Genomic DNA, 24,813 nt, shown 5'->3' with positions numbered 1-24,813 from the left:
TCCGTGCCCGGTGGTGATCGGTCGGGCGCGGTCGCTCGGACCGTGGGAGCACCGTGTGCTCGGCGTCGGGCACACGGTCACCGTGCGGGGACACGGGGGAGCGCCCACCCGCGGGTGGCTGGTGGACGGGGACCCGCGCGACGCCTGGGCGGCGTCGCCGCGCGGGTCAGGGCCAGAGCAGTCCGCGCCGCCAACCGGTGTCCTCGCGGTCGTACCGCAGCCGGGTGTGCCGGCGGTCCGGGTCGCCCTGCCAGAACTCCACCTCGCTCGGGCGCACCAGGTACAGTCCCCAGTCCTCGGGCACCAGGTCCGGGTCGGCCGTCAACCGTTCCCGGCTCTCCTCGGCCACGCGGTGGACCTCCGACAGCGCTGCGAGGGGCTCGCTCTGCCGGCCGTGCAACCCGGCCACCCGCCCCTCCAGGGGGCGATGGCGGAAGTCGGCCGCCCGCGACTCGGCGTCGGCGAGCTCGGCCCGTCCCCGTACCCGCACCTGGCGTCCCTGCGGCCCCCAGAAGAACAGCAGCGCGACGTTCGCGTTCCGCGCCAGGTCGTGTCCCTTGGCCGAGGTCGTCGTCGTGGCGAACCACCAGCCCTCGGGGGTCAGGTCCTTCATGATGAGGATCCGGGCCGAGGGGACGCCCTCGGTGTCCACGGTGGCCACCGTCATCGCGTGCGGTTCGTTCACCCCGGCCGCCACGGCCTCGGCGAACCAGGTGCGGAACAGCTCCAGCGGATCCTCGGGCGCCGTGCCCGGGTCGAACGTGCCCAGGGGCCCGGCGAACACCGTCAGCCCCCTGAGGAGATCCCGCATGCTCTCGGCACTCACGTGCCCTCCCACCGGTCGACGTCGATCCCTCGAACCTACCGAGACCGCCGGTGGTCCCCACGCCCGGGCGTCGGAATGTCGTCGACGTGCGCCATCCTGGGCGCGCTCCACCCTTCGAACGCGAGGAGACCCCCATGGCCCGCAACGGCACCCGACCGGACGAGAGCGCGCTGCTCGCCGGGATGTACCGGGACGACTACTACCCCGACCACCTCGTGGACCAGGGCAGGGCGATCCTGTTGCGTCTGTGCGAGCGGATCGAGACCGTCGGTCCCGCCGATCCGGACGCGCTGTACGTCCTCACCCACGCGGCCACCGAGGAGTTCAACGCGCTGGAGGAGGCGTTCGTGGCGGCGGGCAGCGAGATCGAGACCGTGGCGCGCGACGAGATCGGCACCGCCTTCTGGTCGGTGGCCACCGCCTACGGTTTCGACGACGCCGACATCGAGGAGCTCATCGCCCCCCGGGAGTGGTGAGGCCCGCGTCCCGTCGCACGTCGCGAGTGGTCGACCCGGTGCGAGGCCGGGCCCGGCGCGCTCGGTAGGATGCCGGACGCCGAACGTCACCCCCGGTGGTGAATGGTCCCGTGACGGGACGAATCCGGGATGGCGCGGCGGGGGTACGGCGCGAAGGGGGAGCATGACGGGCGAGGGATCCGGCGAACGCACACGGTGGCTCTGGGCACTCCTGGGCAGCGTGGTGCTCACGCACACCGCCCTCAACCTCATCCGTCCCCTCATCTCCTATCGGACCATCGCCGTGGGCGGCGACGCCGTCGCGGTCGGGCTGGTCACCGCGGCCTACGCCCTGTTGCCACTGGTCATCGCGGTCTCGCTCGGTCGTTTCACCGACCGTGCGGCGCGCATCTCCTGGATCGTCGGACTGGGTTCGCTCATCCTGGCCGTGGGCAGCCTGCTCCTGGCCGGCTCCGGTGGACTGGCCGGGCTGGCCCTGGCCAGCACCATCGTGGGCGTGGGGCACCTGCTGTGCATGGTCGCGGGGCAGGGCCTCATCGCCCGCTACTCGCGCCCCGAACACCTGGACCGCGACTTCGGCTGGTTCACCGCCGCCGCCTCCCTGGGGCAGCTCGCCGGGCCCCTGGTGTCCGGGGCCATCCTCGCCGACGCCTCGGGTCCGGCCCTGCTCTCGGCCACCTCCACCGCCCTGGTCGTGGCCGGGGCCGTCGCGCTCCTGGGGGCGGTACCCCTGGTACCGCTCGTGCGACTGCGTCCGCTGCGGCGCACCGCGGCGCAGAAGGCCGCGCCCCCGGTCCCCACCCGGGACCTGCTGCGCCGCCCCAGGATGCCCTCCGCGTTGCTCACCAGCCTGGCGCTGCTGACCGCCGTGGACATCCTCACCGCCTACCTGCCGCTCATCGCCGAGAACCGCGGCATCTCCCCGATGCTCGTCGGTGTCCTGCTGAGTCTGCGCGCCGGGTCCTCCCTGCTCTCCCGGCTGACCCTGCCGTGGATGCTGCGCCGGTGGTCCCGCAAGGCCCTCATCATCACCAGCACCGCCGTGGCGGCCGTGGCGCTGACCCTGGTGGCCCTGCCCCTGAGCGGCTTCGTCACCCTGGCCGTGGTGCTGGTCGTGGGTGGGTTCCTGCTCGGTGTGGGCCAACCCCTCACCATGGCCCAGGTCACCACCCTGGCCCCCGAAGGAGCCCGGGGCGCCGCCCTGGCCCTGCGCATCTGGGGCAACCGGTTGGGGCAGGTCGCCATCCCCGCCGCCGCGGCCGGTGTCGCGGGGGCCGTGGGCGCACCCGGGGCCCTGCTCTTCTCCGCGGCCGTCCTGGCCACCGCCGCGGTCGCGGCGCGCTGACCCGAGTAGGGCGCCCCACGGAGGGGTGGGAACCCTCGGGGCGCGTGGTGGGAGGGCGGGTTCCCCGACCTCCCACCACCGAGCCCTCACCGGGTCTGGGGAACCACGGTCCGCCGGCGCCCGGAGGACGGTACGTCCCGGTTCAGTACGCGGGGGTCAGACCCCCACGTGCCGCGCGGCCACCGCGGCGTCGTAGCGCTCCAGCACGATCTCGGCCAGTTCCGGGGCGTCGCCCAACGCCTCCGAGACCACCGACGCGCCCGCCTCCGAAGCACGGTCGCGTACGCGGTCGCCGAAGAACCCCGGGGCCAACAGGTACGTGGCCACCGCCACCCGGGCGGCCCCGCGGTCCCGGAGCGCCCTGACGGCCTCGTCGGGGGTGGGGGAGACGGCCGACGCGTACGCGGGCACCACCTCGCGCCACGGGCCGCGTGCGGCCAGCTCCGCGGCGAGCCCGGCCACCACGGCGTTGGCACCCGGATCGCTGGACCCCGCCGAGCACAGCACCAGCGCGGTGTCGGGCTCGGCCCGTGCGCCCGCCTCGGCCAGCCGCCGCTCCACGGCCGAGGACAGTGACGGATGCGGCCCCAACGTGTCGGCGTAGTGCACCCGAAGCCACGGACTGCGCTCCCGGGCCTGCGCCAGTACCCCGGGCAGGTCCACCTTGCTGTGGAAGGCCGCCGTCAGCAGGGTCGGCAGCACCACCACCTCACCGGCCCCGCCCGCGGCCGTCTCCGCCAACGCCTCCTCGGCGGAGGGTGCCACATGGTCCAGGAAGGACAGACGCACGTCCAGTTCCGGGCGCATCCCGCGCACCCGGTCGAAGAGCGCCGACACCGCCTCCGCGGAGCGGGGATCCCGGCTGCCGTGCGCCACCGCGAGCAGGGGGATCGACGGACGCCGCCCCGGCGCCCGACCGCCCCCGTCCACGGCGCTCACACGTGGATCCCGCACTCGGTCTTGCCCGTCCCGGCCCAACGGCCGCTGCGCGGGTCCTCGCCCGGGGCCACGCGGTGCGTGCACGGCTCACAGCCGATCGAGGGGAAACCGTCGTACTGGAGCGGGTTGACCAGCACGCCGTGCTCGGTCATGTAGGCGTCCACCTCCTCCTGGGTCCACCGTGCGATGGGGTTGACCTTGGTCATGCGCCGCCGCCGGTCCCACTGCACGACGGGGGTGTCGCGGCGGGTCACCGAGTCCTCGCGGCGCAGCCCGGTCAGCCACGCCGTGTACGGCTCCAGGGCCCGCTGCAACGGCTCCACCTTGCGCAGGTGGCAGCAGATCCCCGGGTCACGGTTGTGCAGTCGCGGCCCCAGGACCAGGTCCTGTTCGGCCACGGTACGGGTCGGTTCCACGGTGATGAGGTTGATGTCGTAGATGGACTCCACGGCGTCACGGGTGCCCAGGGTCTCGGGGAAGTGGTAACCGGTGTCCAGGAAGATCACGTCGATCCCCGGCACCGCCTTGGCCGCCAGGTCGACCATGAGTGCGTCGGCCATCGAGGAGGTCATGCACAGGCGCTCGCCGAAGGTCGCGGCGGCCCAGCCGATGATCTCGTGGGCCGTGGCCTCCTCCAGTTCGCGCGCGGCCCGCTCGGCCAGTTCGGGGCCCTCGGTGATGGTGGCGTTCATGCGTTCCCTTCCGTCGGTCTGGAGGGGGTGCCGCCCGCGGAGAACGACGCGGAGCGCAGACCCACGTACTTGACCCGGAACACCCGGGCACAGGAGAGACAGGCCCAGGGGTAGCCCTCGCCCTTGACGGCCGCGCCCTCCTCGGGCACCAGGTCCTCGTCACCGCAGTAGGGGCAGTAGTAAGGTGCGGCCCTCTCGGACACGGCGCACCTCCTCCTTCGGGTCGGGCCCGGCCTCCGGAGCACCGGAGGCCGGGCGGGGCTCGTCGAGCCCGTGTGTGCGTTACCGGGACGGGATCACTTGAGTTCGGCGTCGTCGGCGCGGGCCGCCCACGCCGCGAAGGTCTCGCCGTCCTCCTTCTGCGACCGGAAGTTGCGCAGTACCCGCTCGACGTAGTCCGGCAGGTCGTCCGCGGTGGTCTTCAGACCACGGATCTTCTTGCCGAAGGTCTGGGTGAGCCCCATGCCGCCGCCCAGGTGGATCTGGTAGCCCTCCACCTGTTCACCGCGCTCGTCCATCACGAGTTGGCCCTTGAGGCCGATGTCGGCGACCTGGATCCGCGCGCACGAGTTCGGGCAGCCGTTGACGTTGATGGTCACCGGCTCCTCGAAGTCGGGCAGCCGCTTCTCCAGTTCGTCGATGAGGGTGGCGGCGCGGTCCTTCGTCTCCACGATCGCGAGCTTGCAGAACTCGATGCCCGTGCAGGCCATCGTCTGCCGACGGAACACGCTCGGGTGGACGGCGAAGCCCTCGGACTCCAGCGCGGCGGTGATGGAGTCGATCCGGTCCTCCTCGATGTCGAGGATGACGAGCTTCTGGTCGGCGGTGGTGCGGATACGGTCCGACCCGTGCTCCTCGGCGATCCGGGCGACCTCCAGCAGCGAGGTGCCCGAGACCCGACCCACCTTGGGGGCGAAGCCCACGTAGAACCGGCCGTCGCGCTGGCGGTGCACGCCCACGTGGTCGCGGCGCACCCCCGGGTCCAGGACCGGCTCGGGCCCGTCGGGCAGCCCGTAGCCGAGGTACTCCTGTTCGAGCACCTCACGGAACCTCTCGGCGCCCCACTCCTTGATGAGGAACTTGATCCGGGCGCGGGTGCGCAGACGACGGAAACCGTAGTCGCGGAAGATCGCGCAGACCCCCGCCCACACCTCGCTGACCTGGTCGGGCCGCACGAACGTGCCCAGACGCTTGGCGAACATGGGGTTGGTGGACAGCCCACCGCCCACGAACAGGTCGTAGCCGGCCTCCCCGTTCTCGTCGCGCACCCCCACGAACGCCACGTCGTTGATCTCGTGGTTGACGCAGTGCACGGTGCAGCCCGACAGCGAGGACTTGAACTTGCGCGGCAGGTTCGAGTACAGCGGGCTGCCGATGTGCTCGTCGTAGATCTGCTCGATCTGCGCCGTCGGGTCGATGACCTCCTCCTCGGCCACCCCGGCCAAGGGGCAGCCCAGGATGACACGGGGGGTGTCGCCGCAGGCCTCCGTGGTCGAGAGCCCCACCGACTCCAGCTTCTCCCAGATCGCGGGCACGTCCTCGACCCGGATCCAGTGGTACTGGACGTTCTGACGGTCGGTGATGTCGGCGGTGTCCCGGCCGTGGTCACGGGAGATCTCCGCGACCGCGCGCAACTGCGCCGCGCTCAACTGGCCACCGTCGATGCGCACGCGCAGCATGAAGTAGCGGTCGTCGAGCTCCTCGGGCTCCAGCACGGCGGTCTTGCCGCCGTCGATGCCCGGGGCGCGCTGGGTGTAGAGCCCGAACCAGCGGAACCGCCCTCGAAGGTCGGCGGGGTCGATCGAGTCGAACCCGGCCTTGGAGTAGACGTTGATGATCCGATCGCGGACGTTGAGTCCGTCGTCGTTCTTCTTGTTCTCCTCGTTCTTGTTCAGCGGCTCACGGTAGCCGAGGGCCCATTGGCCCTCGCCTCGGCGGCGCCGTGCTGCGGCGGCCGTCGCGGCCTTGCCGGGCTGCGCGGAAGAGGGAGGCATCGCGGGTGTCTCCGTTGGGGTCGCGGGCTGCTCGTGGTCCCGGCGCCCGCACCACAGAACCCGCCGGCACCGCACTTCGTCGTGTCAGGTGCCGCGGGTGGACTTCCGCGTGTGGGAGTTCAAGAAGGAGGTCGAGCGCCGGGGCCGCGGGCAACCACTGAGTTCAGTGTGCGTCAAAGGCGGCGAGGAGATTATCCGACGCTGCGACAGATGGCGCTGCTGACCCGAAGAAAGTCCACGTGGCGGCGCACGCGGAGCATGGGGTCCAGAGCAGCGATCATGTTTCGAGAATGGCACGCCCGTCGGCGTCTTGTCCAGATGCGCCCACACGGCGCGGACGTGACTCACGTCATGTTGTGGCGAGGGGGTGTTCCATGCCGCGCCGCCACCCGACCTCCTCACTACCGCTAACGTTCTCCGTGTGGTGGGTTTTTGGGAGGGCCTGTGGAGACTGGTCGACGCGTGGCTGCGACGCCACCCCATCGTCCGCAACGGCACCCTGCTGGTGCTGCGGACCCTGCGCGCGCTCTCCCGTGACCGTGTGGTCGGACTGGCGGCGGAGTCGGCCTTCTTCGCGCTGATCTCCCTGCCCGCGCTCCTGCTCTGCCTGCTGGGCGCCCTCGGTCCGCTGGCGATGTTGTTCGGCGAGGACCTCGTCGCGGAGATCCGCGAGTGGATTCTCGACCTGGCCGCCCGCATCCTCACCTCGGACACGGTCGAGTCCGTCGTGGAGCCCTTGGTGGACGACTTCCTCGGCGGTGTCCAGGGCGGGGTCCTGTCGGTGACGTTCCTGGTGTCCCTGTGGTCGGGCTCGCGCGCGATGAACGTGTTCATCCGGTCCATCACCATCTCCTACGGCCTCGACGAGCTCCGCGGCCACCTGGGGCAGCGCGTGCTCGCCTTCTTCGCCTATCTGGGCGGTCTGTTCTTCGCCGTGCTGATCCTGCCGATCCTCGTGGCCGGTCCCGACCTGGTCCACGACCTCCTGCCGCTCACCGTGGGCCGGCTCAACTTCTTCTACTGGCCGGTCGTGGGGTTGGTGGTCACCGCCGCGGTCACCCTGCTGTACGCGCTCAGCGTCCCGGTGCGCACCCCACTGTGGCGTCACCTGCCCGGAGCCGCGCTCGCCACCGTGGTGCTCCTGGGCGGCTCCGCGCTGCTGCGGACCTACCTGGACGCCTCCTTCGGGCAGGTCACCATCTACGGGTCGTTGGCCGCCCCGATCGCGATCCTGGCCTGGTTGTACGTCATGGCCATCGCGGTGCTCGTGGGGTCCTCCCTCAACTCCGAGATCGACGCCCTGTGGCCCACGGTGCGCACCGCCGCGGCCCGCGCCGAACTCGCCAACCGTCACTTCGAACGGGCCGACCGCATCGCCCAGCGCCGGGAACAGGCCGTCATCGACACCATCAACGAACGGAACGGTCGCTGACCGGGCTCGCCCGGGGCCTCCGCCGCGCTTCGGCCCGTGTGCGGTGGGAGGGTTCGTTCGTCGCGATGCCGTCACCGACACCCGACCGGGCCCCGAAGAGCGCGGTCCGCCCGCGCACGAACGCCCACCGCCGCGGTTCGACGCACAACGCCCGGAGTCGGACCCTTCCGGTCTCCCCCGAAGCGTCATCGCCTCGTCCGCACGTCCGTACCCGTGAGTTCTTCAGAACCCTGCGTGGCCGGATCCGGCCATTTTCGGCGTGAACCGGGCTGGCTTCCGGTGTGTCCGACTCAAGGTCCAAGGAGATGATCACCAGGGGTCGGAACGGATCGAATCCGTATCTTCCCAGGTCGGGTCGGGTGGGGGTGGTGAGGCATGAGAAGGTGTGCGAACCATGTCCGATTCCCCTGCATCCGATGGGTTCGGTCGGCCCCCACAGAGATCAGTATGATCTCGTCCAGAATCGATCATGTGTGTGCCGTGACCCCCCGTTCGGTCACCCCGCCGAGCCGCCACCACATGGCGACGTCGACCACGAGTCCCCCGCTCCCGTACACGGACAGGTCCATGTTCCACATGCCTTCGGAGGCACCATGAGCCGGGCGTCCAGCCCGGGGCATCCCCGGCCCACCGCCGTCATCGTCATCGCGCCGGACGAGCGCAGCGCCGAGATCGTCATCGAGGGTCGGCGTCAGATCGTCCAGGGTCGGGCACCCAAGGAGACCAGGCGCGCGGCGTTGGACGTCGCCACCGGCTACGCCGCCCACATCGGCGTTCCGGTGCTGGTCGACGCCCGTGACGCCAACGGCTACTGGCGCCTGCTCGCCACCCCCGACGGTGTGGTCCAGGCGGCCGACCAGACCGCCCAGGGGCAGCCTCCGCAGCCCCCGACCATGCCACCCCCCGGCCACGACGCCCCGAGGGCCCAGGGGAAGGGCTCCGGGCGCCGACGCGGGCTCGTGCTGTTCGGGGTCGCCGGCCTGGTCGTGCTGCTCCTCGTCGCGGGCGGCGCCGTCGCCGTCCGGTTCCTCAACGCCCCTTCCGAGGTCGCCGACACGGAGGGGAACGACACCGCGGTGCCGCTGGACCACCCGGCCCCGCCCGGTTACTCCGCCACCGTGGACATCACGGAGGAGCTCGCCCCGGACACCCGGCCCTCGGTGGACCGTGAAGGCGAGAGCCTGGTCTACATCGACCCGTCCGAACGCCTCAACCTCCTCGACGTCGACGGTGCCCGACAGTGGTCGGTGGACCTGCCCTTCGAAGCCGGGGAGGCGATCGGCAGCCCACGCTTCGTCGAGTACGACGGCGCCTCGCACATCGTGATCGAGACCGCGGACGCCCTCTGGATGTGGCCGCGCTCCGGCGGCACCGCCCTGAGCGTCGAACTCACCGAGGAGGCCTCCGCCCAGTTCGTCGGCGAGGGCGTCCTGGTGCGCGATGACGAGAACGCCTACGTCGTCGTCGACGGCGACCTGGCCGAGGTGGAGACCCCCGGGGGCTCGGCGGCCCTGCTGGCCGAGGACGGCCGCGCGCTCGCCGGAGTGCTCGAAGGCCCCTGGCACTGGGTCGCTCCCGACGAGGACCCTCGCCGGGTGGAGGCCGAGCAGCCCGAGGGTGCCGGCGACCTCGACCAGATCATGACGTTCCTGCGCGGCTACGCCCTCGTCCTCTGGGAGGCGGAGGAGGGTGACGGTCACCTCCTGGCCTTCCACGACAACGACGACGGATCGGTCCTCGGCACCGCCGAGATCGAGGCCGACGCCCTGGACGACGTGCTGCATCGCACCGGCCCCCTGGGTCGGGAGCTCGCGGCCTACGGGCCGGTGCTGTTCGCCCCCGGTGGCGGCGGGACCACGGTCCTCCCCGGATTCGTCCCCGAGGTCGCCCTCGGGGATCAGGTCTTCGGTGAACTCGACGGGAACCGGGTGGCGGTCGACGCCTCCGGTGAGCCCACCGAGATCCCCGAGGGCGCAGAGACTCCGCGCGGTCTGCTCGGTGACCGCGCGGTGGTGGTGCACGACGACCACCTGTACGCCATCCCCCCTGAATGATCAGTGCACAAGTAGAAGAGAGGAGTGGGATGTCCCCCAAGAAGCGGGTACTCACCGTCACCGCGGCGAGCCTGTTCATGGCCGGTTTCTCGGCCGGACCGGTGTTCGCCGAGACCGTGGACGAGAACGTGCCCGACGTCGCCCCCGAGGCGACGCAGGAGACGTTCGAGGCCCCGGTGCTGGAGGCCCCGACGCTCGCGGACGACCTGGGCAATGTTGTGGAGAGTTCCGTCGAGGAGGTCTTCAACATCCTGCCGTACACCGGGCCGGGAGACGACGAGGGCACGACGCCCCCGCACCCCGGGCCGGAGGACCCTCCCGTGGGTGACCAGCCTCCGGGTGATGACGATGGTGACGAGGGTGATACTCCCCCGGACCCGGGCCCTGAGCCCGAGCCCGAGCCGGAGCCCGAGCCCGAGCCCGAGCCCGAGCCGGAGGTCCCCCCCGGCGATGGTGACGACGGTGGCGAGACCCCGCCTCCCGGCGACGGTGACGACGGTGACGGCGGCGACGACGGTGGCCAGGTGCCGCCGGACGACGGCCAGACTCCGCCGCCCGGCAACGGTAGCGGTGACGACGGCCAGAACGAGGGCGACGAGGGTGAGGACGGCCAGGGCGAGACCCCTGGTGCGACCACTCCCAGCACGCCGTCCCCGGTCTCGACCGCCGGTGACCCGGACCTCGCCGCGACCGGCGTCGACCTGTCGGGCTTCGTGCTCGGCGGCGCCGTCGTCGCGGGCATCGGTGCGCTGGCCCTGTGGGTCGGCAGCCGCCGTCCGGGCATGGCCGAGTAGCGAGGCGTCCGTTCCCACACCCCCGTGGGTCCTGACGTGAGGAGGGCCCCGACCGACATGGTCGGGGCCCTCCGTCGTCGCCGGTGTCCGTGGAGGCGGTCAGGACCGGGGGCGCAACGCGGGGGCCAGGAGGAAGGCCGCCGCGCCTCCGGCGGCGATCACCCACAGTGCCCCGCCCAGGGTCACCGAGTCGGCGAGGAACCCGACGGTCGGGGGGAAGGCCAGGAAACCCACGCGGCCGAGCCAGCCCACCAGGGTCACACCGTCGCCGGTGCGCACCCCGGGCACGTTCCCGGCGGCGGCCAGGGTCAGCGGGAACAGCGTGGACACGCCCAGCCCCAGCACACCGAAGCCGATGATGGTGGTGACCGGGTGCGGCAGCGCCAGCGCCAGCGCCATACCGCCCGCGGACAGCAGTCCGCCGGCGTGCCCCACGACCACCGCGCCGAAGCGGTCGGTCACCCGGTCTCCGACGAGCCGCCCCAGCGTCATCATCGCCTGGCAGGCCACGAACGGCATGGCGGCCAGGAACAGTGACGCGTCCAGCTCCGAGGTCATGTACACCGCGCCCCACGAGGCGGCGGAGTCCTCGATGCCACCGGCCATCATCAGCAGCACACCCAGGGCCAGGAGCAGTACCACCGCGCGTGCGGGCATGCGCAGCCGGCCGCCCCCGCCGACGTCGACGCCGTCCTCGCGTTCGCTGTTCTCCGGGCCGGGCAGCAACATGCGGGAGACGACGAGGTTGACCACCACCAGCAGGACGGTCACCCCGCCCAGGTGCCACAGGATCGGCACCCCGGTACCGGCCATGGTGGCGCCCAACAGTCCACCGGCGACCGCGGCCAGGCTCCACACGGCGTGGAAGGTGTTGATGATGCTGCGTCGGTAGCGGCGCTGGACCCGCAGGCCGTGGGAGTTCTGCGCGGCATCGGTCCAGGTGTCGGCGCAGCCCAGGAGGAAGAGGGCACCCGCGAGCATCCACCAGTTCTGCGCGAGCGCGATGAAGGGAAGCGCTCCCAGACTGACCAGACTCGTGGCCACGGCGGTCGGACCGCTGCCGAACCGGTGGATGAGGGGGCCGGCGAGCATGCCGGTGAGGATCGCGCCGAACGGCATCGCGGCGATCGCCAACCCCAGTTCGGCGTTGCTCAGCCCCAACCCGTCCTTGATCACCGGAAGCCACGGCACCGCGTTGGTGTACGTGAATCCGTTCACGAAGAACAGGGTCGACACCGCGATCCGTGCGCGTCTGGCCTCGGGGGGCGGTGTGATGGAGATGTCGGACCGGACGTTCACGGGCGGCTCCCACGGTGGTTGTGATGCGGGCAGATGTTATCCAGTCCGCTCATCGGATGAACAGCGATGTGGCGGACCCGCCCTCGGTGGGCTTGCCATCCGGAGCGTGGGTGTTTTACATAGGGAATCCGTCCCCTGCCGACCCGGAAGGTCCCGCCCCGCTCCTCCCTCGACCCGGCCCCTGCATCCAGGCCTCGCCACCGCGACCCGCTCCCGCGTGCGGCACCCCCCTGACCGCCGTCTCCCTCACCCGGGTAATGCCGTGCCTCACGGTCCCGGCCGGAACCGGAAGACCCGCATGATCAACACGAGCGCGCTGCGAGACAAGCCCACTCTCACCGGCGAGGGCGTGAGTCTGGTGCCCCTCGGCCCGGAGCACACCGACGCCTACTTCGCCGCGGGGTTGGACCAGGCCGTCCGCAGGCTCACGGGTGCGCACGCGCACCTGACCTACGACCGGGCGCGGGAGTGGTGCCACACGCGTGCCGCGCTGGACGATCGTCTGGATCTGGCGATCACCGCGCCCGAGGACGGCCGCTATCTCGGTGAACTCTCCATCTACTCCGTCTCACCGGAGAACGAGACGGCCGGATACCGGATCGCGTTGTCGGCCATCGAGGTGACCGGCAGGGGACTGGGCAGGGAGGCCACCCAGCTGGTGCTGCGCTACGCCTTCGAGGTGATCGGACTGCACCGGGTCTGGCTGCACGTGTACGCGTTCAACATGCGGGCCATCGCGGTCTACCGCTCCTGTGGTTTCTACGTCGAGGGCCGCCTGCGCGACTCTCTGCTGTGGGACGGCCGGCGGCACGACGCGCTCCTCATGGCGGTGCTGCGCAACGGGTATCGGCCGTCCTGAGACCCGTGATCACGGGGCCCGACGCTCCCGCGTCGGGTGCGCGCGGCGAGGTGGTGGAGTGCGGTTTTTGCCCTGACTCGGGGTTGTAACCCGTGTGCGGCGGGGTATGCCCGGTAGCACTTTTCAGCGGCTCACCGACGAACAGCCGGAAGGAGCGGTGCCGGGCTCCGCGGTCATGGCACCGGTGAGGACATGAACCCGGTACCCGTATCCCTGCCCTTCACCGACCGGTCCGAGGCGGGCCGACGTCTCGCCGAACGTGTGCGTCCCCATGCGCTCGACGACCCGATCGTCCTGGCCCTGCCCCGCGGCGGTGTGCCGGTGGGGGCGGAGCTGGCACGGGTCCTGGGGGCGGAGTTCGACGTGCTCATGGTGCGCAAGATCGGCCTTCCCGGGCAACCCGAGGCCGGCGTGGGCGCCATCACCGAGGATGGCCGTGTCCTCTACGACGATCTCGCCCTCGCCCGGATGAAGATCCCCCGCCAGGCGCTCTCCGACACTGTGGCCTCCGAACGCGACGAACTCGACCGTCGGCGTCGCATCTACCGGGGCGAGCGTTCGGTGCCCCGGATCGCCGGCCGCGACTGCGTGGTGGTCGATGACGGCGCGGCCACCGGTGGCACCGCCCGGGCCGCGCTGCGCATGGTGCGCCAGGCGGGCCCCGCGCGCCTGGTGCTGGCGGTCCCGGTCGCCTCACCCGAGGCCCTGGAGGCCCTGCGGGGCGAGGCCGACGCCGTGGTCGTCATCAGCGCACCGGACAACTTCCGGGCGGTGGGGGAGTGGTATCGGGACTTCGAGCAGCTCTCGGACGGACACGTCACCGCGATCCTGTCCGAGGCCGAGCAGGCGCGTCGAGGGCCGGACATCGCCCGGGGCGTGCGGATCCGCGCCGGTCGGGTCTACCTGGACGGCGACCTCACGATGCCCACGGAGCTGCGAGGCGTGGTGGTGATGGCCTTCGGTCGGGGACGGGGCGACCCGCGGCGACGGGCGATCGCCTCGTCGTTACGGCGGGCCGGCTATGCCACCCTGCTCCTTGACCTGCTGACCGAGGGCACCGACGAGGAGACGCAGGTGCTCGGTGAGCGGCTGAGCGCGGCGGTCACATGGCTGCGTCGTGCCACCGACGCCGCCGGCGAACCCCTGGGGATCATGGGTTCGGGCGCCGCCGCGCCGGCCGCGCTGGTGACCGCGGCCGACCTGCCGCAGGACGTTGCCTCCGTGGTGGTCCACGGGGGACGCGTGGACCTCGCGGAGTCGGCCCTGGGCCGGGTCCGGGCGCCCACCCTCATCCTGTTGGGCAGTGAGGACTCGTTCGTGCGGGAACTGGGGGAGTGGGCACGGGCCCGTCTGGGCGGCCCCTCGGAGCTGGGCGTGGTCTCGGGCGCCGAACAGCTCCTGGGCGGTGCGCAGGCGTGGCGCGAGGTCGCCGTGCGCACGCTGGACTGGTTCGACCGTCACCTGTCCCGAGGCGCCTCGTAGGAACGGCGTGCGTCGCGCGTGTGCGCCCGGTCCTTCACGCGCGTCGAACCCGAGGAGACGGTCTCGGGTTCGAGTACCGGTGGGCCGTGCTTCCCGCGACCCGGGGAGGCGTCGTGGATGCGCGACCACGCGGGCGCCCGTACACGGGTCGGAGCGCGGCGCAGGCCTGGGAAGGACACGGCACGGCCCGGATACCTTCCCGGTAAGACGTTCGCGATCGTTCCGTGACCCGGACAAGGGAAAACCCGCGGCGCCCTCGACGTCGAACGTCGGGGCGCCGCGGGTTATTCAAGGCCGGGGCCTTCCGGGAGGAGGTCCGCGTGGGGGAACGACCGCGGAACTAGGCGGCGTTGGCGCGACGCATACGACGACGGCGCTCGGAGGCGCGCTCGTCCTCGTTCAGGCCACCCCAGGTGCCGTACTTCTCCGGACGCGAGATCGCGTAGTCCAGACAGTCGGTTCGAACCGGGCAGGCCGCACAGATCTCCTTCGCCTTGCGCTCGCGAATCTCCCGCTCCGGCTGGCGTTCGCCGTCGGGGCCGAAGAAGAGCACAAGGTCCTCGCCCCGGCACGCGGCGGCATCCTGCCACCCCCAGCTCGGGCGGGGGCGCAGCGCGGCCTGCCGGCGTACCTGAGACATGCTTGAACCACCTCTACTGAAATCACTAGTAAGCTGTCTTAAAAAGCTTCAGTCACCAAAAAGTCGGTCACGCGGCGCGAGGCACCCCGCACGACGCAAACGTCGGGCGGTGTCGGCGTTGTTCCCCGGTGTGGCTGAGACCACGAGTAGCGCCACCACAGAAGGCGATGCCTGCCGATGATGGGGTGCTCTCACGCGAACGGCTGCGGAGGCGGTGACAGCCTCCGTCCGAGCCGGTACGTAATCATGCCATCCTCACTCCCGATCGTGCACGGGGGGTGGGGAAATTACTCGTTCAACCGTTACCGAAACCTGATGCCTGGCGCCAGGTCTGTAGGTATATGTCCGAGTTTGTCGCAGATCACACGAACGGCCGTCTTGCGAAGGACACAGCACATCGTATGGGGCTATGTCGCCCCTGCCTAGGGGGTTCCCCTGATGCGCCCATCACATTCCGGTCGACCCTCCCTTCCGAGATTGGGTGTGACCGTATGCCCTCACCCTCCGCGAGCGGAACCCCTCGGGTGTACCGTGCCGAGGCTCGGCCCATCGCGTTCCGTGGCTCCGCCGTCCCTGAGGGGTAGGGCCAGGGGTCCGACATGGAACAGTGCATGGTGCGCGAGCGTCCCAGACGATAGAAAACAGGATGCGTTCGATCGATTCCCCGACGAACCGCGCTCGCGTCCGGCACAGACTCAAGGAGACGAATCACCGTGGCCCTCCTGCGGCTCATTCTCAACATCATCTGGATCTTCGTCGCCGGATTCTGGCTGGCGCTCGGGTACGTGATCGCCGGCATCATCTGTTGCGTTCTCATCGTGACGATCCCCTTCGGGATCGCCTCCTTCCGGATGGCCAGCTACGCCATCTGGCCCTTCGGCCGTGACCTGGTGCGTCGCCCCGGATCGGGTGGTGGGTCCACGTTCCTCAACGTCATCTGGTTGATCGTGGCAGGCTGGTGGCTCACCATCGGGCACATCACCACCGCGGTCGCCCTCGCGGTCACCATCATCGGTATCCCCATGGCCTGGGCCTCGATCAAGATGATCCCCATCGCCCTCGCGCCCTTCGGGAATGAGATCGTACGTACCGGGCACCCCAGGGAACCCTGGCAGTTCTGACGGAGTTCTCCTCCCACGGGGATCGGTGAGAACCGATCCCCCGTGCGATGCATCCCCCACAGCGTCCCCCGTGTTCCCCTCCATCCCCCGCAGCCGAAGATCCTGGCATTCCGTGCGGTCGCCCTCCTCGGAACGACCCCGGTATGACCACCAGAGAATGGAGTCCATGTGCAAGCCCAGCGGCCGGGAGTGTGGGCGCTCCTCAACAAGTGGCTCGTAGCCCGCAGAGCCCGCGCCGAGCGCCTCGCGCACCTGGAGGCACAGGAGGAGGTGCGGGCCGAGACCGAGGCCCGGGAGCGGCGGGAGAAGCAGGCCGCGGTCGAACAGGCCGCGGTCGAGCAGGACGACGTCGGCGCCGGTGACCTGCTGCGGATGGTCAGTGACGTCGCCTGGCGGGTCCTGCTCATCGGTGTCGTGGTGGGTCTGTTCGTCTACGCGGTGCTCTACCTTTCCGTCATCACCCTGCCGGTGGTGCTGGCCGTCTTCATCACGGCCCTGCTCATGCCCCTGGCCAACTGGCTGCGACGGAAGGGACTGGGTCGGGGCTCCTCGACCGCGTTGTCCATCCTCGCGGCGCTGGTCGTGCTCAGCGGTGTGGTCACCATGATCGTCTCTCCCGCGATCCAGGGTTTCGACGGACTCGTCGTCAGCGTCAGCAGCGCCTTCGTCCAACTCCAGAGCGTGGAGATCCCCTTCGTCGACCAGGCGATCCTCACCGAGGCGCTCAACAACGCCTGGGCGCAGTTGCAGGGCATGATCACCGACAACACCGACCAGCTGCTCAGCGGAGCGTGGACCGCGGGCGCCGCGGTGGTGCAGCTCCTGCTCGGCCTGGTCCTGGTCATCGCCATGACCGTGTACTTCGTGCACTCCGGTGACAAGCTCATGGAGTGGATCGTCACCCTGCTGCCGCCCAAGTCCCGTCCGGGCCTGCGTCACGCCGGCGGTGTCGCCTACGGGGTGATGGGCCGGTACGTGCGCGGTGTGGCCATGGTGGGCGTCATCGACGCCGTCGGCATCGGTCTGGTGCTGCTCATCTTCCTCGACGTGAACCTGGCGATCCCGCTGATCGTGCTGACCTTCATCGGTGCGTTCCTGCCGGTCATCGGGGCGTTCCTCACCGGTCTGTTGGCGGCCCTGGTGGCCCTGGTCGCCGAGGGCCCGGTGATCGCCCTCATCATCGTCATCGCGGTCGTCGTCGTGCAGCAGGCGGAGAGCAGCTTCTTCGCGCCCCGCATCTACGGTCAGGCGCTGGAGCTGCCCTCGCCCATCGTGCTGATCGCGATCACCGCGGGCGGCATCCTCGGCAACATCCCGGGCATGTTCCTGGCCACCCCGATCGCCGCGGTGCTGGCGGCGCTGCTGCGCAACCGTCCGCCGGTGCACACCGAGCCCACCGCCGAGACCGACGAGGGCCCTAAACCGCAGGTGGAGAAGGCGGTCGTCGTGGTGGCCCACGACGAGAACGCCGCGGAGCCCGCCGACGCGAGCAAGGAGCGGGCCGGCCGGGAGTAACCCGGCCCGCGCGGCGGCCCGTGGGCGCCCCGCTTCCCGACGTGGGAATGCGGGGCACCCCGACCCCGTTGTGCGGGCGGGGGCGCGACGGCGCACCCTCCATCCGTACCGGGGGAGGCGGAGCACTCCTCGTGCTCCGCCTCCCCCGTGCCGTTAGGCTGTGTTCCTCCGGGCCTCCGCCGCGCCGCGGCCCGTGTTCGGGCGCCCCAGGGCACGGCGGAAACCTGCGGAACTCGCAGTGGGAGGGCTCGCACCGCGCGATCCCACCTCCGGTCCCGGCCCGGGTCACGGAGGACACCGTCCGCCGACGCCCGATCCGAGGAACACCCGCCAGTGGGTCGACGAACAGGGTCTAGGCTGGGTCGGTCCGCCCGGGGACGCACCCGCCCGTCTCCAGCCGCCGATCGCGCGCGTACGCGTCCGGTCGCGCGCTGCCCCGGGCCGCCAGCAATCGCCATACCACCTTGAGGATGCCTCTTCCATGCTGATCGCCACCGGCCTCGAAATGCGCGTCGGAGCCCGACTCCTGTTGGAGCCGACGACCTTCCAGGTCGCCGCGGGGGACCGGATCGGTCTGGTCGGCCGTAACGGCGCGGGCAAGACCACCATGACCAAGGTGCTGGCCGGGGAGGGGATGCCCACCGGCGGAACGGTCACCTCGTCGGGCACCATCGGTTACCTGCCCCAGGACCCCCGCACCGGGGACCTGGAGGTCATCGCCAAGGACCGGGTGCTCTCCGCGCGCGGGATCGACGAGGCGCTGCACGGGTTGCGCGAGGCCGAGAAGAAGATGGCCAGCGACCACGAGAAGACCCGCAACAAGGGGGTGCGCCAGTACGCCCGTTGGGAGGAGCGCCTCCACGTGCTGGGCGGGTACGCCGCCGAGTCCGAGGCCGCGGCCATCGCCTCCAGCCTGGGCCTGCCGGACAAGGTGTTGGGGCAGCCGCTGCACACGCTCTCCGGTGGTCAGCGTCGCCGTATCGAGTTGGCCCGCATTCTGTTCAGCGGTGCCGACACCCTGCTGCTGGACGAGCCGACCAACCACCTGGACGCCGACTCCATCGTGTGGCTGCGCGACTTCCTCAAGTCCCACCAGGGCGGGCTCATCGTGATCAGCCACGACGTCGACCTGGTCGAGCACGTGGTCAACAAGGTCTTCTACCTGGACGCCAACCGCAGCGTCATGGACATCTACAACATGGGCTGGAGGCAGTACCAGGTCCAGCGCGAGGACGACGAGCGCCGTCGCCGCCGGGAGCTGGCCAACGCAGAGAAGCAGGCCGACACCCTGCGCAAGCAGGCCGAGCGTTTCCGCTACAAGGCGACCAAGGCCCGCGCGGCCCAGCAGATGCTCAACCGCGCCGACAAGATCGTCGGCGGGGTGCAGGGACTGCGCAAGGCCGACAAGGTCGCCAAGCTGCGCTTCCCGGACCCGGCCCCCTGCGGTCGCACTCCGCTGATGGCCGAGGGGCTGTCCAAGTCCTACGGTTCGCTGGAGATCTTCACCGGTGTGGACCTGGCCATCGACAAGGGCAGTCGCGTGGTCGTCCTGGGTCTCAACGGCGCGGGCAAGACGACCATGCTCCGTCTGCTGGGCGGGGTCGAGGAGGCCGACACCGGACGGGTCGTTCCGGGCCACGGACTCAAGCTCGGGTACTACGCGCAGGAGCACGAGACCCTGGACGTGGAACGCTCGGTGCTGGAGAACATGATGAGCGCGGCGCCCGACCTGCCCGAGATCGAGGCGCGCAAGACCCTCGGTTCGTTCCTCTTCACCGGCGACGACGTGGACAAGCCCGCAGGCGTGCTCTCGGGCGGTGAGAAGACGCGGTTGGCCCTGGCGACTCTGGTGGTCTCCAGTGCGAACGTGCTGCTCCTGGACGAGCCCACCAACAACCTGGACCCGGCCAGCCGCGAGGAGATCCTGGGGGCGCTGCGCAACTACAAGGGCGCGATCGTCCTCGTGACCCACGACGAGGGTGCCGTGGAGGCGCTCCAGCCCGAGCGCGTCATCATGCTTCCGGACGGGGTCGAGGACATGTGGAACCCCGACTTCGAGGACCTCATCGCCCTGGCCTGAGGGATTCCGTGGGACCACGGTGACGGGGGTGGACGCTCAGTGTGCTGAGAGGTTCACCCCCTCCCTTTTCGGTCGCGGTTTTTGTCTTTCCGAAATACGGATCACCCAACGTAGTCGATGTCGGATGTGGCGGTGCGTGACGGCGATGCCCGAACATGACAGTGGTTCCGACCATTGGGGGATCGGACCGTCTTGAAGGAGAGGGAACCGTGAGTGATCAATTGAGGAAGGGAACCCGGGTCTCGGGCGCCAGCAGAGCCGATCTGGCGGCCGAGCTCAAAAGCCGTTACGACGGAGGGGAGAGCATTCGCAGTCTGGCCGCGGCCACCGGACGCTCCTATGGTTTCGTCCATCGACTGTTGGGTGAGGCCGGCGTGGAGTTGCGCGGGCGTGGAGGAGCGACCCGCAAGGCGTGACGCCGGTCGCGCAGGCATGGTTACCGGCGAGTAAAGTCGGAGTGTCACCGATCCGACGGAGGAAGACATGACCCAGGCCCCGCAGGAGCACCGCACGCTACAGGCGCCCACCGAGGAGGAGCTGACGCGTGCGGGACTGCGCCTGGCGGTCGAGGGACCGGTCGCCCGTATCACCATCGACCGCCCCGAACGCCGCAACGCGATGACCGGACGCACCTGGACGACCCTGGCCCACATCGGCCAGACGCTCTCCGATGATGTCCGAATCGTCGTCATCGCCGGGGCCGGCGACATCTTTTCCGCCGGTGTCGACCTCGGTATGTTCACCCCCGACGGGGTGGAGGGAGAACGCTCCATCATCGCCGGACTGGCCGAGGGCGAGACCGACGACGCCGACCTGGACGCCTACATCGCCGGGCTCCAGGAGGGGTTCCTCTGGTTGCGCCGACCCGATCTGGTGACCATCGCCGCCGTGCGGGGGCACGCCATCGGAGCCGGATTCCAGTTGGCCCTCGCCTGTGACCTGCGCATCCTCGCCGACGACGCCAGGTTCTGCATGAAGGAACCCGCCCTGGGGCTGGTGCCGGACCTCACCGGCACCAAGCCCCTGGTGGACATCGTCGGCGTGCACCGCGCCACCGAGATCTGCCTGACCGCCCGTACGGTCGGCGCCGAGGAGTCCCGTGAACTCGGACTCGCCACGCTCGTGGTCGGCGTCGAGGAGCTCGACGGTGCCGTCGACGACGCCATCGCCGGGCTCCTCGCCGTCGACCCGGGTGCGGCCACCGCCACCAAGTCCCTCCTTCGGCAGGCCGAGGGCAACACGCTCGAGGAGCAGTGCGCGGCCGAACGCACGGCCCAGGTCGCACGGCTCAAAGCCCTGGTCGGGGCCATGACCGCGGGCTCCTGATCACGCGGCCACATCCGTACCTTCGGGGAACGGGAGGGGAGACCCGTATCACCGGGGAAAAACACCCATCCCGTCCCCGATCTCGAATGATCTCTAGTACGCTGCTGCAAGCGGTCGTTCAATGCCGCGCGCATCCGAGCGCGCCGGGCCGCCAAGACGCGGTGAGCGTGTCGACCCGGTCGACATCACTCTTGACCCGAAGAGCACACGAACCCCACACGATTCGGGGTCGCTTCCGCGTGTGATCAGGCGCGTTTGTGTGATTTCTTCGCTGGTCCGCCGTGACCCTGTGGAGCCTTCCTCGAAACGCCGCCAAACGATGAGGAAGGTACACGTCACTTGACGACGGACACTGCCGTAATGCCTGCCTTCGACGGCTTGGGCCTGCCCAAGGACATCGTCGATGAGCTGGCCCGTAACGGTGTGACCACCCCGTTCCCGATCCAGGCCGCCACCATTCCCGACGCGATCGAGGGCCGCGACGTCCTCGGCTGTGGTCGGACCGGATCGGGCAAGACCCTGGCCTTCGGCCTGCCGGTCCTGATGCGCTGCGCCGAGCGCCGCGCCGCCGCCAACCGCCCCCGGGCCCTGATCCTGGTGCCCACCCGTGAACTCGCCCACCAGGTGCGCGACTCCCTGCGCGGCTACGCCCGCGTCGTGGGCGTGCGCGTCGGCGACGTGGTCGGTGGCAGCTCCTACACCCGCCAGATCAACGAACTGCGCCGCGGCGTCGACGTCCTCGTCGCCACCCCCGGGCGCCTCACCGACCTCATCGAGCAGGGCGCCTGCGACCTGGGCGACGTCGAGGTCTCGGTGCTGGACGAGGCCGACCAGATGTGCGACATGGGCTTCATGCCCCAGGTCAGCGAACTTCTGGACCAGGTGCGCCCCGACGGTCAGACCCTGCTGTTCTCGGCCACGCTGGACGGCGACGTCGACAAGCTCGTGCGCAAGTACATGAACGAGCCGCAGACCCACTCCGTCGACCCGCCCGTCTCGCAGGTCACCACCATGGAGCACCACCTGCTCAAGGTGCTGCCCCGCGACAAGAACACGATCGTCGCCCAGATCGCCGCGCGCGAGGGTCGCACCATCATGTTCGTGCGCAGCAAGTACCGCGCCGACACCATCAGCGAGCAGCTGATCGAGGCCGGCGTCCCCTGCGCCTCCCTGCACGGCGGCAAGACCCAGAGCGTGCGCACCCGCACCCTGGCCAAGTTCCGTGAGGGTCGGATCCAGGCCCTGGTCGCCACCGACGTCGCCGCCCGCGGCATCCACGTCGACGGTATCGACCTGGTCGTCAACATCGACCTGCCCACCGGTCACAAGGACTACCTGCACCGCGGCGGCCGCACGGCCCGCGCCGGTTCCTCCGGTTCCGTGGTCTCCCTGGTCGCGCCCAACCAGCGCCGCATGGCCCGTCGTCTGCTCAGTGACGCCGGCGTCGACGCCAAGCAGCACCTGGTCAACCCCGGCGACGAACTGCTCAGCGAGGTGACCGGAGCCAAGGAGCCCTCCTGGGAGCCGTGGATCGAGCCGCCCGAGCCCGAGCGTCCCCGTCGCGGCCGTGGCGGCCCCCGTCGCAGCGGTGGTGGGTACCGCGGTAACGGTGGTGGCTACCGAGGCGGTTACCGTGGCGACCGTCGTAACGACCGTGGCGAAGGCGGCGGTTACCGTGGCGAGCGCCGCGACGACCGTGGCGGCGGCTACCGCGGCGACCGCCCCGAGGGCGGCTACCGTCGCAACGACCGCGGCGACCGCCCCGAGGGCGGTTACCGTCGTGACGACCGTGGCGAAGGCGGCGGTTACCGCGGTGAGCGCTCCGAGGGCGGTTACCGGGGCGGTGGCTACGGTGGCGAGCGTCGTGGCGGTTACGGCGGCGACCGTCGTGGCGGCGGCGGTCCGCGCGGCGGATACCGTGGCGACCGTCGTGGCGGCGGCCCCCGCAGGGGCGAGCGCTACGACTCCGCTCCCCAGCACTAGGCGGCGACCTCCGGGCGAGGCCGAGGGCGCGCTCACCCCAGGGTGATCGCACCTTCGTCGCTCGCGCGGGGGCACCGCTTCCGGGGCCCGGGACGGCACACACGCCGTCCCGGGCCCCTTCGTCGTGCGGCGGGAACGGCGTGTTTACGGTCCTTTACCGCCTCTTCGCGTGTCCCGGGGGAGCGATCACCACGGCGACGAGGACAGTGGGCGGGAAACCCCGAAATCGCACTCGGGACCACCACGCCCACCTGAAGGGGAACGCGTGACCGTCCTCAACAACGCGCTCGTCGCCCTCAACGACGTCTTCTGGACCTACTTCCTCATCCCGCTGTTGGTCATCCTGGCCGTCTACTTCACCGTGCGCTCGGGGTTCGTCCAGATCCGGTTGCTTCCGGAGATGTTCCGCGTCATCCGCAGCAGCCCCGGGCTGGCACCCGACGGCGGCCGGGAGATCTCGTCCTTCCAGGCCTTCGCGCTGTCGGCGGCCTCCCGAGTGGGGACCGGCAACATCGTCGGCGTCACCCTGGCGATCATGCTCGGTGGTCCCGGTGCCGTGTTCTGGATGTGGCTGATGGCGGCCGTGCTGGGCGGGGCGTCCTTCGTGGAGTCGACCCTGGCCCAGCTGTACAAGGTGCGCACCAGCACCGGCTTCCGGGGCGGTCCCGCCTACTACATGCTCTACGGGCTGGGTCAACGCTGGATGGGCGTGCTCTTCGCCGTCATCATCACCGTGACGTTCAGCCTCATCTTCAACTCCGTCCAGGCCAACAGCATCGCCGGGGCGATCGGCACCACGGTGGGCGCACTCGGCGGCAACACCGGCTGGGTGCTCGACGTGTCGGTGGGGCTGGCCCTGGCCGCCATCACCGCCTCCGTGATCTTCGGTGGCGTGCGACGCATCGCCACCGTGGCCCAGGCGCTCGTGCCCCTGATGGCGATCCTCTACGTCCTGCTCGGGATCACCGTCGTGATCCTCAACATCCAGGCCGTGCCCGGCGTCTTCGGAGCCATCTTCGGTCACGCCTTCGGGCTGCGCGAGGTCGCCGCGGGCGGTGTGGGCACCGCGATCCTGTGGGGCATGCGGCGCGGCATGTTCTCCAATGAGGCCGGTCTGGGTTCGGCGCCCAACGCCGGTGCGACCGCGTCGGTCTCCCACCCCGCCAAGCAGGGGCTCGTCCAGACCCTGGGCGTGTACTTCGACACCTGGCTGGTCTGCTCGGTCACGGCGTTCATCGTGCTGCTGTACGGCACCGAGTTCGACCCCGACATCGCCCCCATCGAGGTCACCCAGACCGCTCTGGAGAGCGCGCTGGGCGGCTGGTCCATCCACGCCCTCACCGTCATCCTGTTCCTCCTGGCGTGGACGTCGGTCCTGGGGAACTACTACTACGGAGAGTCCAACCTCCAGTTCCTCGACGCCTCACCGCGTCACATGACCTACTTCCGCACCGCGGTGCTGGCCGCCGTCTTCCTCGGCTGCGTGGCACCGCTGACGCTGGTGTGGAACGTCGCCGACATCTCCATGGGCGTCATGGCGACCGTCAACCTGTTGGCGATCGCCCCGCTGTCCACCATCGCCTTCCGTCTGCTCGCCGACTACAGTCGGCAGCTCCGCAACGGCCTGGACCCGCAGTTCACCCTGGCCAAGATGCCCGACCTGCGCAACGTCACGGCCTGGGGGCCGGCCGGCGGACACCTGCCCGACGACCGGGAGCGCGACGAGGGTCCGGCACCGAGCGACCCGGCGTCGGAGGCCGACGTGGAGGCCTGGTACGTGCACGACGAGGAGGTCGTGGCCGGCCCCGACGGAGCCGAGTTCCGTGCCGAGGTCCCGCTGGAGGACCCCTACCACCTCGCCGAGACCGACACCGGGGGCGCCGACACAGCCACCGACACCGACGGCACGGATCGGGACGGTGACGACGAGGACCCCGGCCGTGAGGACGGGCGGGG

General features: G+C 70.5%; 22 protein-coding genes. 14 read left to right on the top strand and 8 right to left on the bottom strand.

The annotated features are described in order from the left end of the window. Nucleotides 1-166: 166 nt before the first annotated feature. Complete coding sequence (locus DSY14_RS07090; protein WP_211715675.1) at nucleotides 167-811, bottom strand: pyridoxal 5'-phosphate synthase; 645 nt, start codon at nucleotides 809-811, stop codon at nucleotides 167-169. Nucleotides 812-960: 149 nt separating this feature from the next. Between DSY14_RS07090 and DSY14_RS07085 the strand changes: the two genes are divergently transcribed. Both DSY14_RS07085 and DSY14_RS07080 read left to right on the top strand, forming a co-directional pair. Then, nucleotides 961-1,302, top strand: a complete 342-nt coding sequence (locus DSY14_RS07085; RefSeq protein ID WP_211715657.1) for a DUF5713 family protein — start codon at nucleotides 961-963, stop codon at nucleotides 1,300-1,302. 163 nt (nucleotides 1,303-1,465) lie between these two features. Further along, nucleotides 1,466-2,647, top strand: coding sequence for an MFS transporter (locus tag DSY14_RS07080; RefSeq protein WP_211715656.1), 1,182 nt, complete (start codon nucleotides 1,466-1,468; stop codon nucleotides 2,645-2,647). A gap of 156 nt (nucleotides 2,648-2,803) precedes the next feature. On the opposite strand, the gene DSY14_RS07075 is transcribed toward DSY14_RS07080, so the two are convergent. The 5 genes from DSY14_RS07075 to DSY14_RS29575 all read right to left on the bottom strand — a co-directional run bounded on the left by DSY14_RS07075 (nucleotide 2,804) and on the right by DSY14_RS29575 (nucleotide 6,553). Continuing rightward, a complete protein-coding gene (locus DSY14_RS07075) occupies nucleotides 2,804-3,586 on the bottom strand; it encodes a sirohydrochlorin chelatase (RefSeq protein ID WP_211715655.1) in 783 nt (260 codons plus the stop codon). Next, on the bottom strand, nucleotides 3,583-4,278 hold the full coding sequence (locus DSY14_RS07070) for a phosphoadenylyl-sulfate reductase (RefSeq protein ID WP_211715654.1): 696 nt from the start codon (nucleotides 4,276-4,278) through the stop codon (nucleotides 3,583-3,585). Before DSY14_RS07070 ends, DSY14_RS07075 begins: the two co-directional genes overlap by 4 nt. Continuing rightward, a complete protein-coding gene (locus DSY14_RS07065; RefSeq protein WP_211715653.1) occupies nucleotides 4,275-4,481 on the bottom strand; it encodes a hypothetical protein in 207 nt (68 codons plus the stop codon). The genes DSY14_RS07070 and DSY14_RS07065 overlap by 4 nt, the downstream gene beginning before the upstream one ends. A gap of 93 nt (nucleotides 4,482-4,574) precedes the next feature. Further along, entirely contained in the window at nucleotides 4,575-6,272 is a 1,698-nt protein-coding gene (locus DSY14_RS07060) for a nitrite/sulfite reductase (protein WP_211715652.1), read from the bottom strand. 191 nt (nucleotides 6,273-6,463) lie between these two features. Then, on the bottom strand, nucleotides 6,464-6,553 hold the full coding sequence (locus DSY14_RS29575; RefSeq protein ID WP_374223988.1) for a putative leader peptide: 90 nt from the start codon (nucleotides 6,551-6,553) through the stop codon (nucleotides 6,464-6,466). Nucleotides 6,554-6,693: 140 nt separating this feature from the next. Here DSY14_RS29575 and DSY14_RS07055 point away from each other — a divergent pair, with 140 nt between their 5' ends. The 3 genes from DSY14_RS07055 (at nucleotide 6,694) to DSY14_RS07045 (ending at nucleotide 10,552) form a co-directional block, all read left to right on the top strand. Continuing rightward, nucleotides 6,694-7,704 carry a YihY/virulence factor BrkB family protein gene (locus DSY14_RS07055; RefSeq protein ID WP_211715651.1) on the top strand — a complete coding sequence of 337 codons (1,011 nt, stop codon included), beginning with the start codon at nucleotides 6,694-6,696 and terminating at the stop codon, nucleotides 7,702-7,704. Between the two features lie 593 nt (nucleotides 7,705-8,297). Beyond that, nucleotides 8,298-9,758: a hypothetical protein gene (locus DSY14_RS07050; protein WP_211715650.1), complete on the top strand. Its 1,461-nt coding sequence runs from the start codon at nucleotides 8,298-8,300 to the stop codon at nucleotides 9,756-9,758. Between the two features lie 29 nt (nucleotides 9,759-9,787). Then, the gene (locus DSY14_RS07045; protein WP_211715649.1) at nucleotides 9,788-10,552 is read left to right on the top strand and encodes a hypothetical protein; all 765 of its coding nucleotides are present in this window, start codon (nucleotides 9,788-9,790) and stop codon (nucleotides 10,550-10,552) included. Between the two features lie 99 nt (nucleotides 10,553-10,651). On the opposite strand, the gene DSY14_RS07040 is transcribed toward DSY14_RS07045, so the two are convergent. Beyond that, the gene (locus DSY14_RS07040; RefSeq protein ID WP_211715648.1) at nucleotides 10,652-11,851 is read right to left on the bottom strand and encodes an MFS transporter; all 1,200 of its coding nucleotides are present in this window, start codon (nucleotides 11,849-11,851) and stop codon (nucleotides 10,652-10,654) included. Nucleotides 11,852-12,149: 298 nt separating this feature from the next. On the opposite strand from DSY14_RS07040, the gene DSY14_RS07035 reads away from it, so the two are divergent. Together DSY14_RS07035 and DSY14_RS07030 are read left to right on the top strand one after the other, a co-directional pair. Further along, nucleotides 12,150-12,710, top strand: a complete 561-nt coding sequence (locus tag DSY14_RS07035) for a GNAT family N-acetyltransferase (protein ID WP_211715647.1) — start codon at nucleotides 12,150-12,152, stop codon at nucleotides 12,708-12,710. Nucleotides 12,711-12,902: 192 nt separating this feature from the next. Further along, nucleotides 12,903-14,192, top strand: coding sequence for a phosphoribosyltransferase family protein (locus DSY14_RS07030; RefSeq protein ID WP_211715646.1), 1,290 nt, complete (start codon nucleotides 12,903-12,905; stop codon nucleotides 14,190-14,192). A 340-nt stretch (nucleotides 14,193-14,532) separates the two neighbouring features. On the opposite strand, the gene DSY14_RS07025 is transcribed toward DSY14_RS07030, so the two are convergent. Continuing rightward, nucleotides 14,533-14,832: a WhiB family transcriptional regulator gene (locus DSY14_RS07025; RefSeq protein ID WP_017588640.1), complete on the bottom strand. Its 300-nt coding sequence runs from the start codon at nucleotides 14,830-14,832 to the stop codon at nucleotides 14,533-14,535. Nucleotides 14,833-15,545: 713 nt separating this feature from the next. Between DSY14_RS07025 and DSY14_RS07020 the strand changes: the two genes are divergently transcribed. From DSY14_RS07020 to DSY14_RS06990, 7 genes are all read left to right on the top strand, one after another. Beyond that, complete coding sequence (locus DSY14_RS07020; RefSeq protein ID WP_211715645.1) at nucleotides 15,546-15,953, top strand: YccF domain-containing protein; 408 nt, start codon at nucleotides 15,546-15,548, stop codon at nucleotides 15,951-15,953. Between the two features lie 168 nt (nucleotides 15,954-16,121). Beyond that, complete coding sequence (locus tag DSY14_RS07015) at nucleotides 16,122-17,468, top strand: AI-2E family transporter (RefSeq protein WP_307851150.1); 1,347 nt, start codon at nucleotides 16,122-16,124, stop codon at nucleotides 17,466-17,468. Between the two features lie 481 nt (nucleotides 17,469-17,949). Continuing rightward, a complete protein-coding gene (locus DSY14_RS07010) occupies nucleotides 17,950-19,548 on the top strand; it encodes an ABC-F family ATP-binding cassette domain-containing protein (RefSeq protein ID WP_211715644.1) in 1,599 nt (532 codons plus the stop codon). A gap of 209 nt (nucleotides 19,549-19,757) precedes the next feature. Next, nucleotides 19,758-19,964 carry a helix-turn-helix domain-containing protein gene (locus tag DSY14_RS07005; RefSeq protein ID WP_211715643.1) on the top strand — a complete coding sequence of 69 codons (207 nt, stop codon included), beginning with the start codon at nucleotides 19,758-19,760 and terminating at the stop codon, nucleotides 19,962-19,964. A gap of 67 nt (nucleotides 19,965-20,031) precedes the next feature. Beyond that, nucleotides 20,032-20,874 carry an enoyl-CoA hydratase/isomerase family protein gene (locus tag DSY14_RS07000; RefSeq protein ID WP_211715642.1) on the top strand — a complete coding sequence of 281 codons (843 nt, stop codon included), beginning with the start codon at nucleotides 20,032-20,034 and terminating at the stop codon, nucleotides 20,872-20,874. A 360-nt stretch (nucleotides 20,875-21,234) separates the two neighbouring features. Further along, nucleotides 21,235-22,857 carry a DEAD/DEAH box helicase gene (locus DSY14_RS06995; RefSeq protein WP_211715641.1) on the top strand — a complete coding sequence of 541 codons (1,623 nt, stop codon included), beginning with the start codon at nucleotides 21,235-21,237 and terminating at the stop codon, nucleotides 22,855-22,857. Between the two features lie 265 nt (nucleotides 22,858-23,122). After that, nucleotides 23,123-24,813: alanine/glycine:cation symporter family protein (locus DSY14_RS06990; RefSeq protein ID WP_307851149.1), on the top strand; the 1,691-nt coding region annotated here is incomplete at its 3' end.

This window comes from Nocardiopsis sp. MG754419, assembly GCF_018207095.1.
Taxonomy (GTDB): Bacteria; Actinomycetota; Actinomycetes; order Streptosporangiales; family Streptosporangiaceae; genus Nocardiopsis.
Note: the sequence above shows the minus strand (reverse complement) of the source record. Positions and strands in the feature narration are given on the sequence as shown.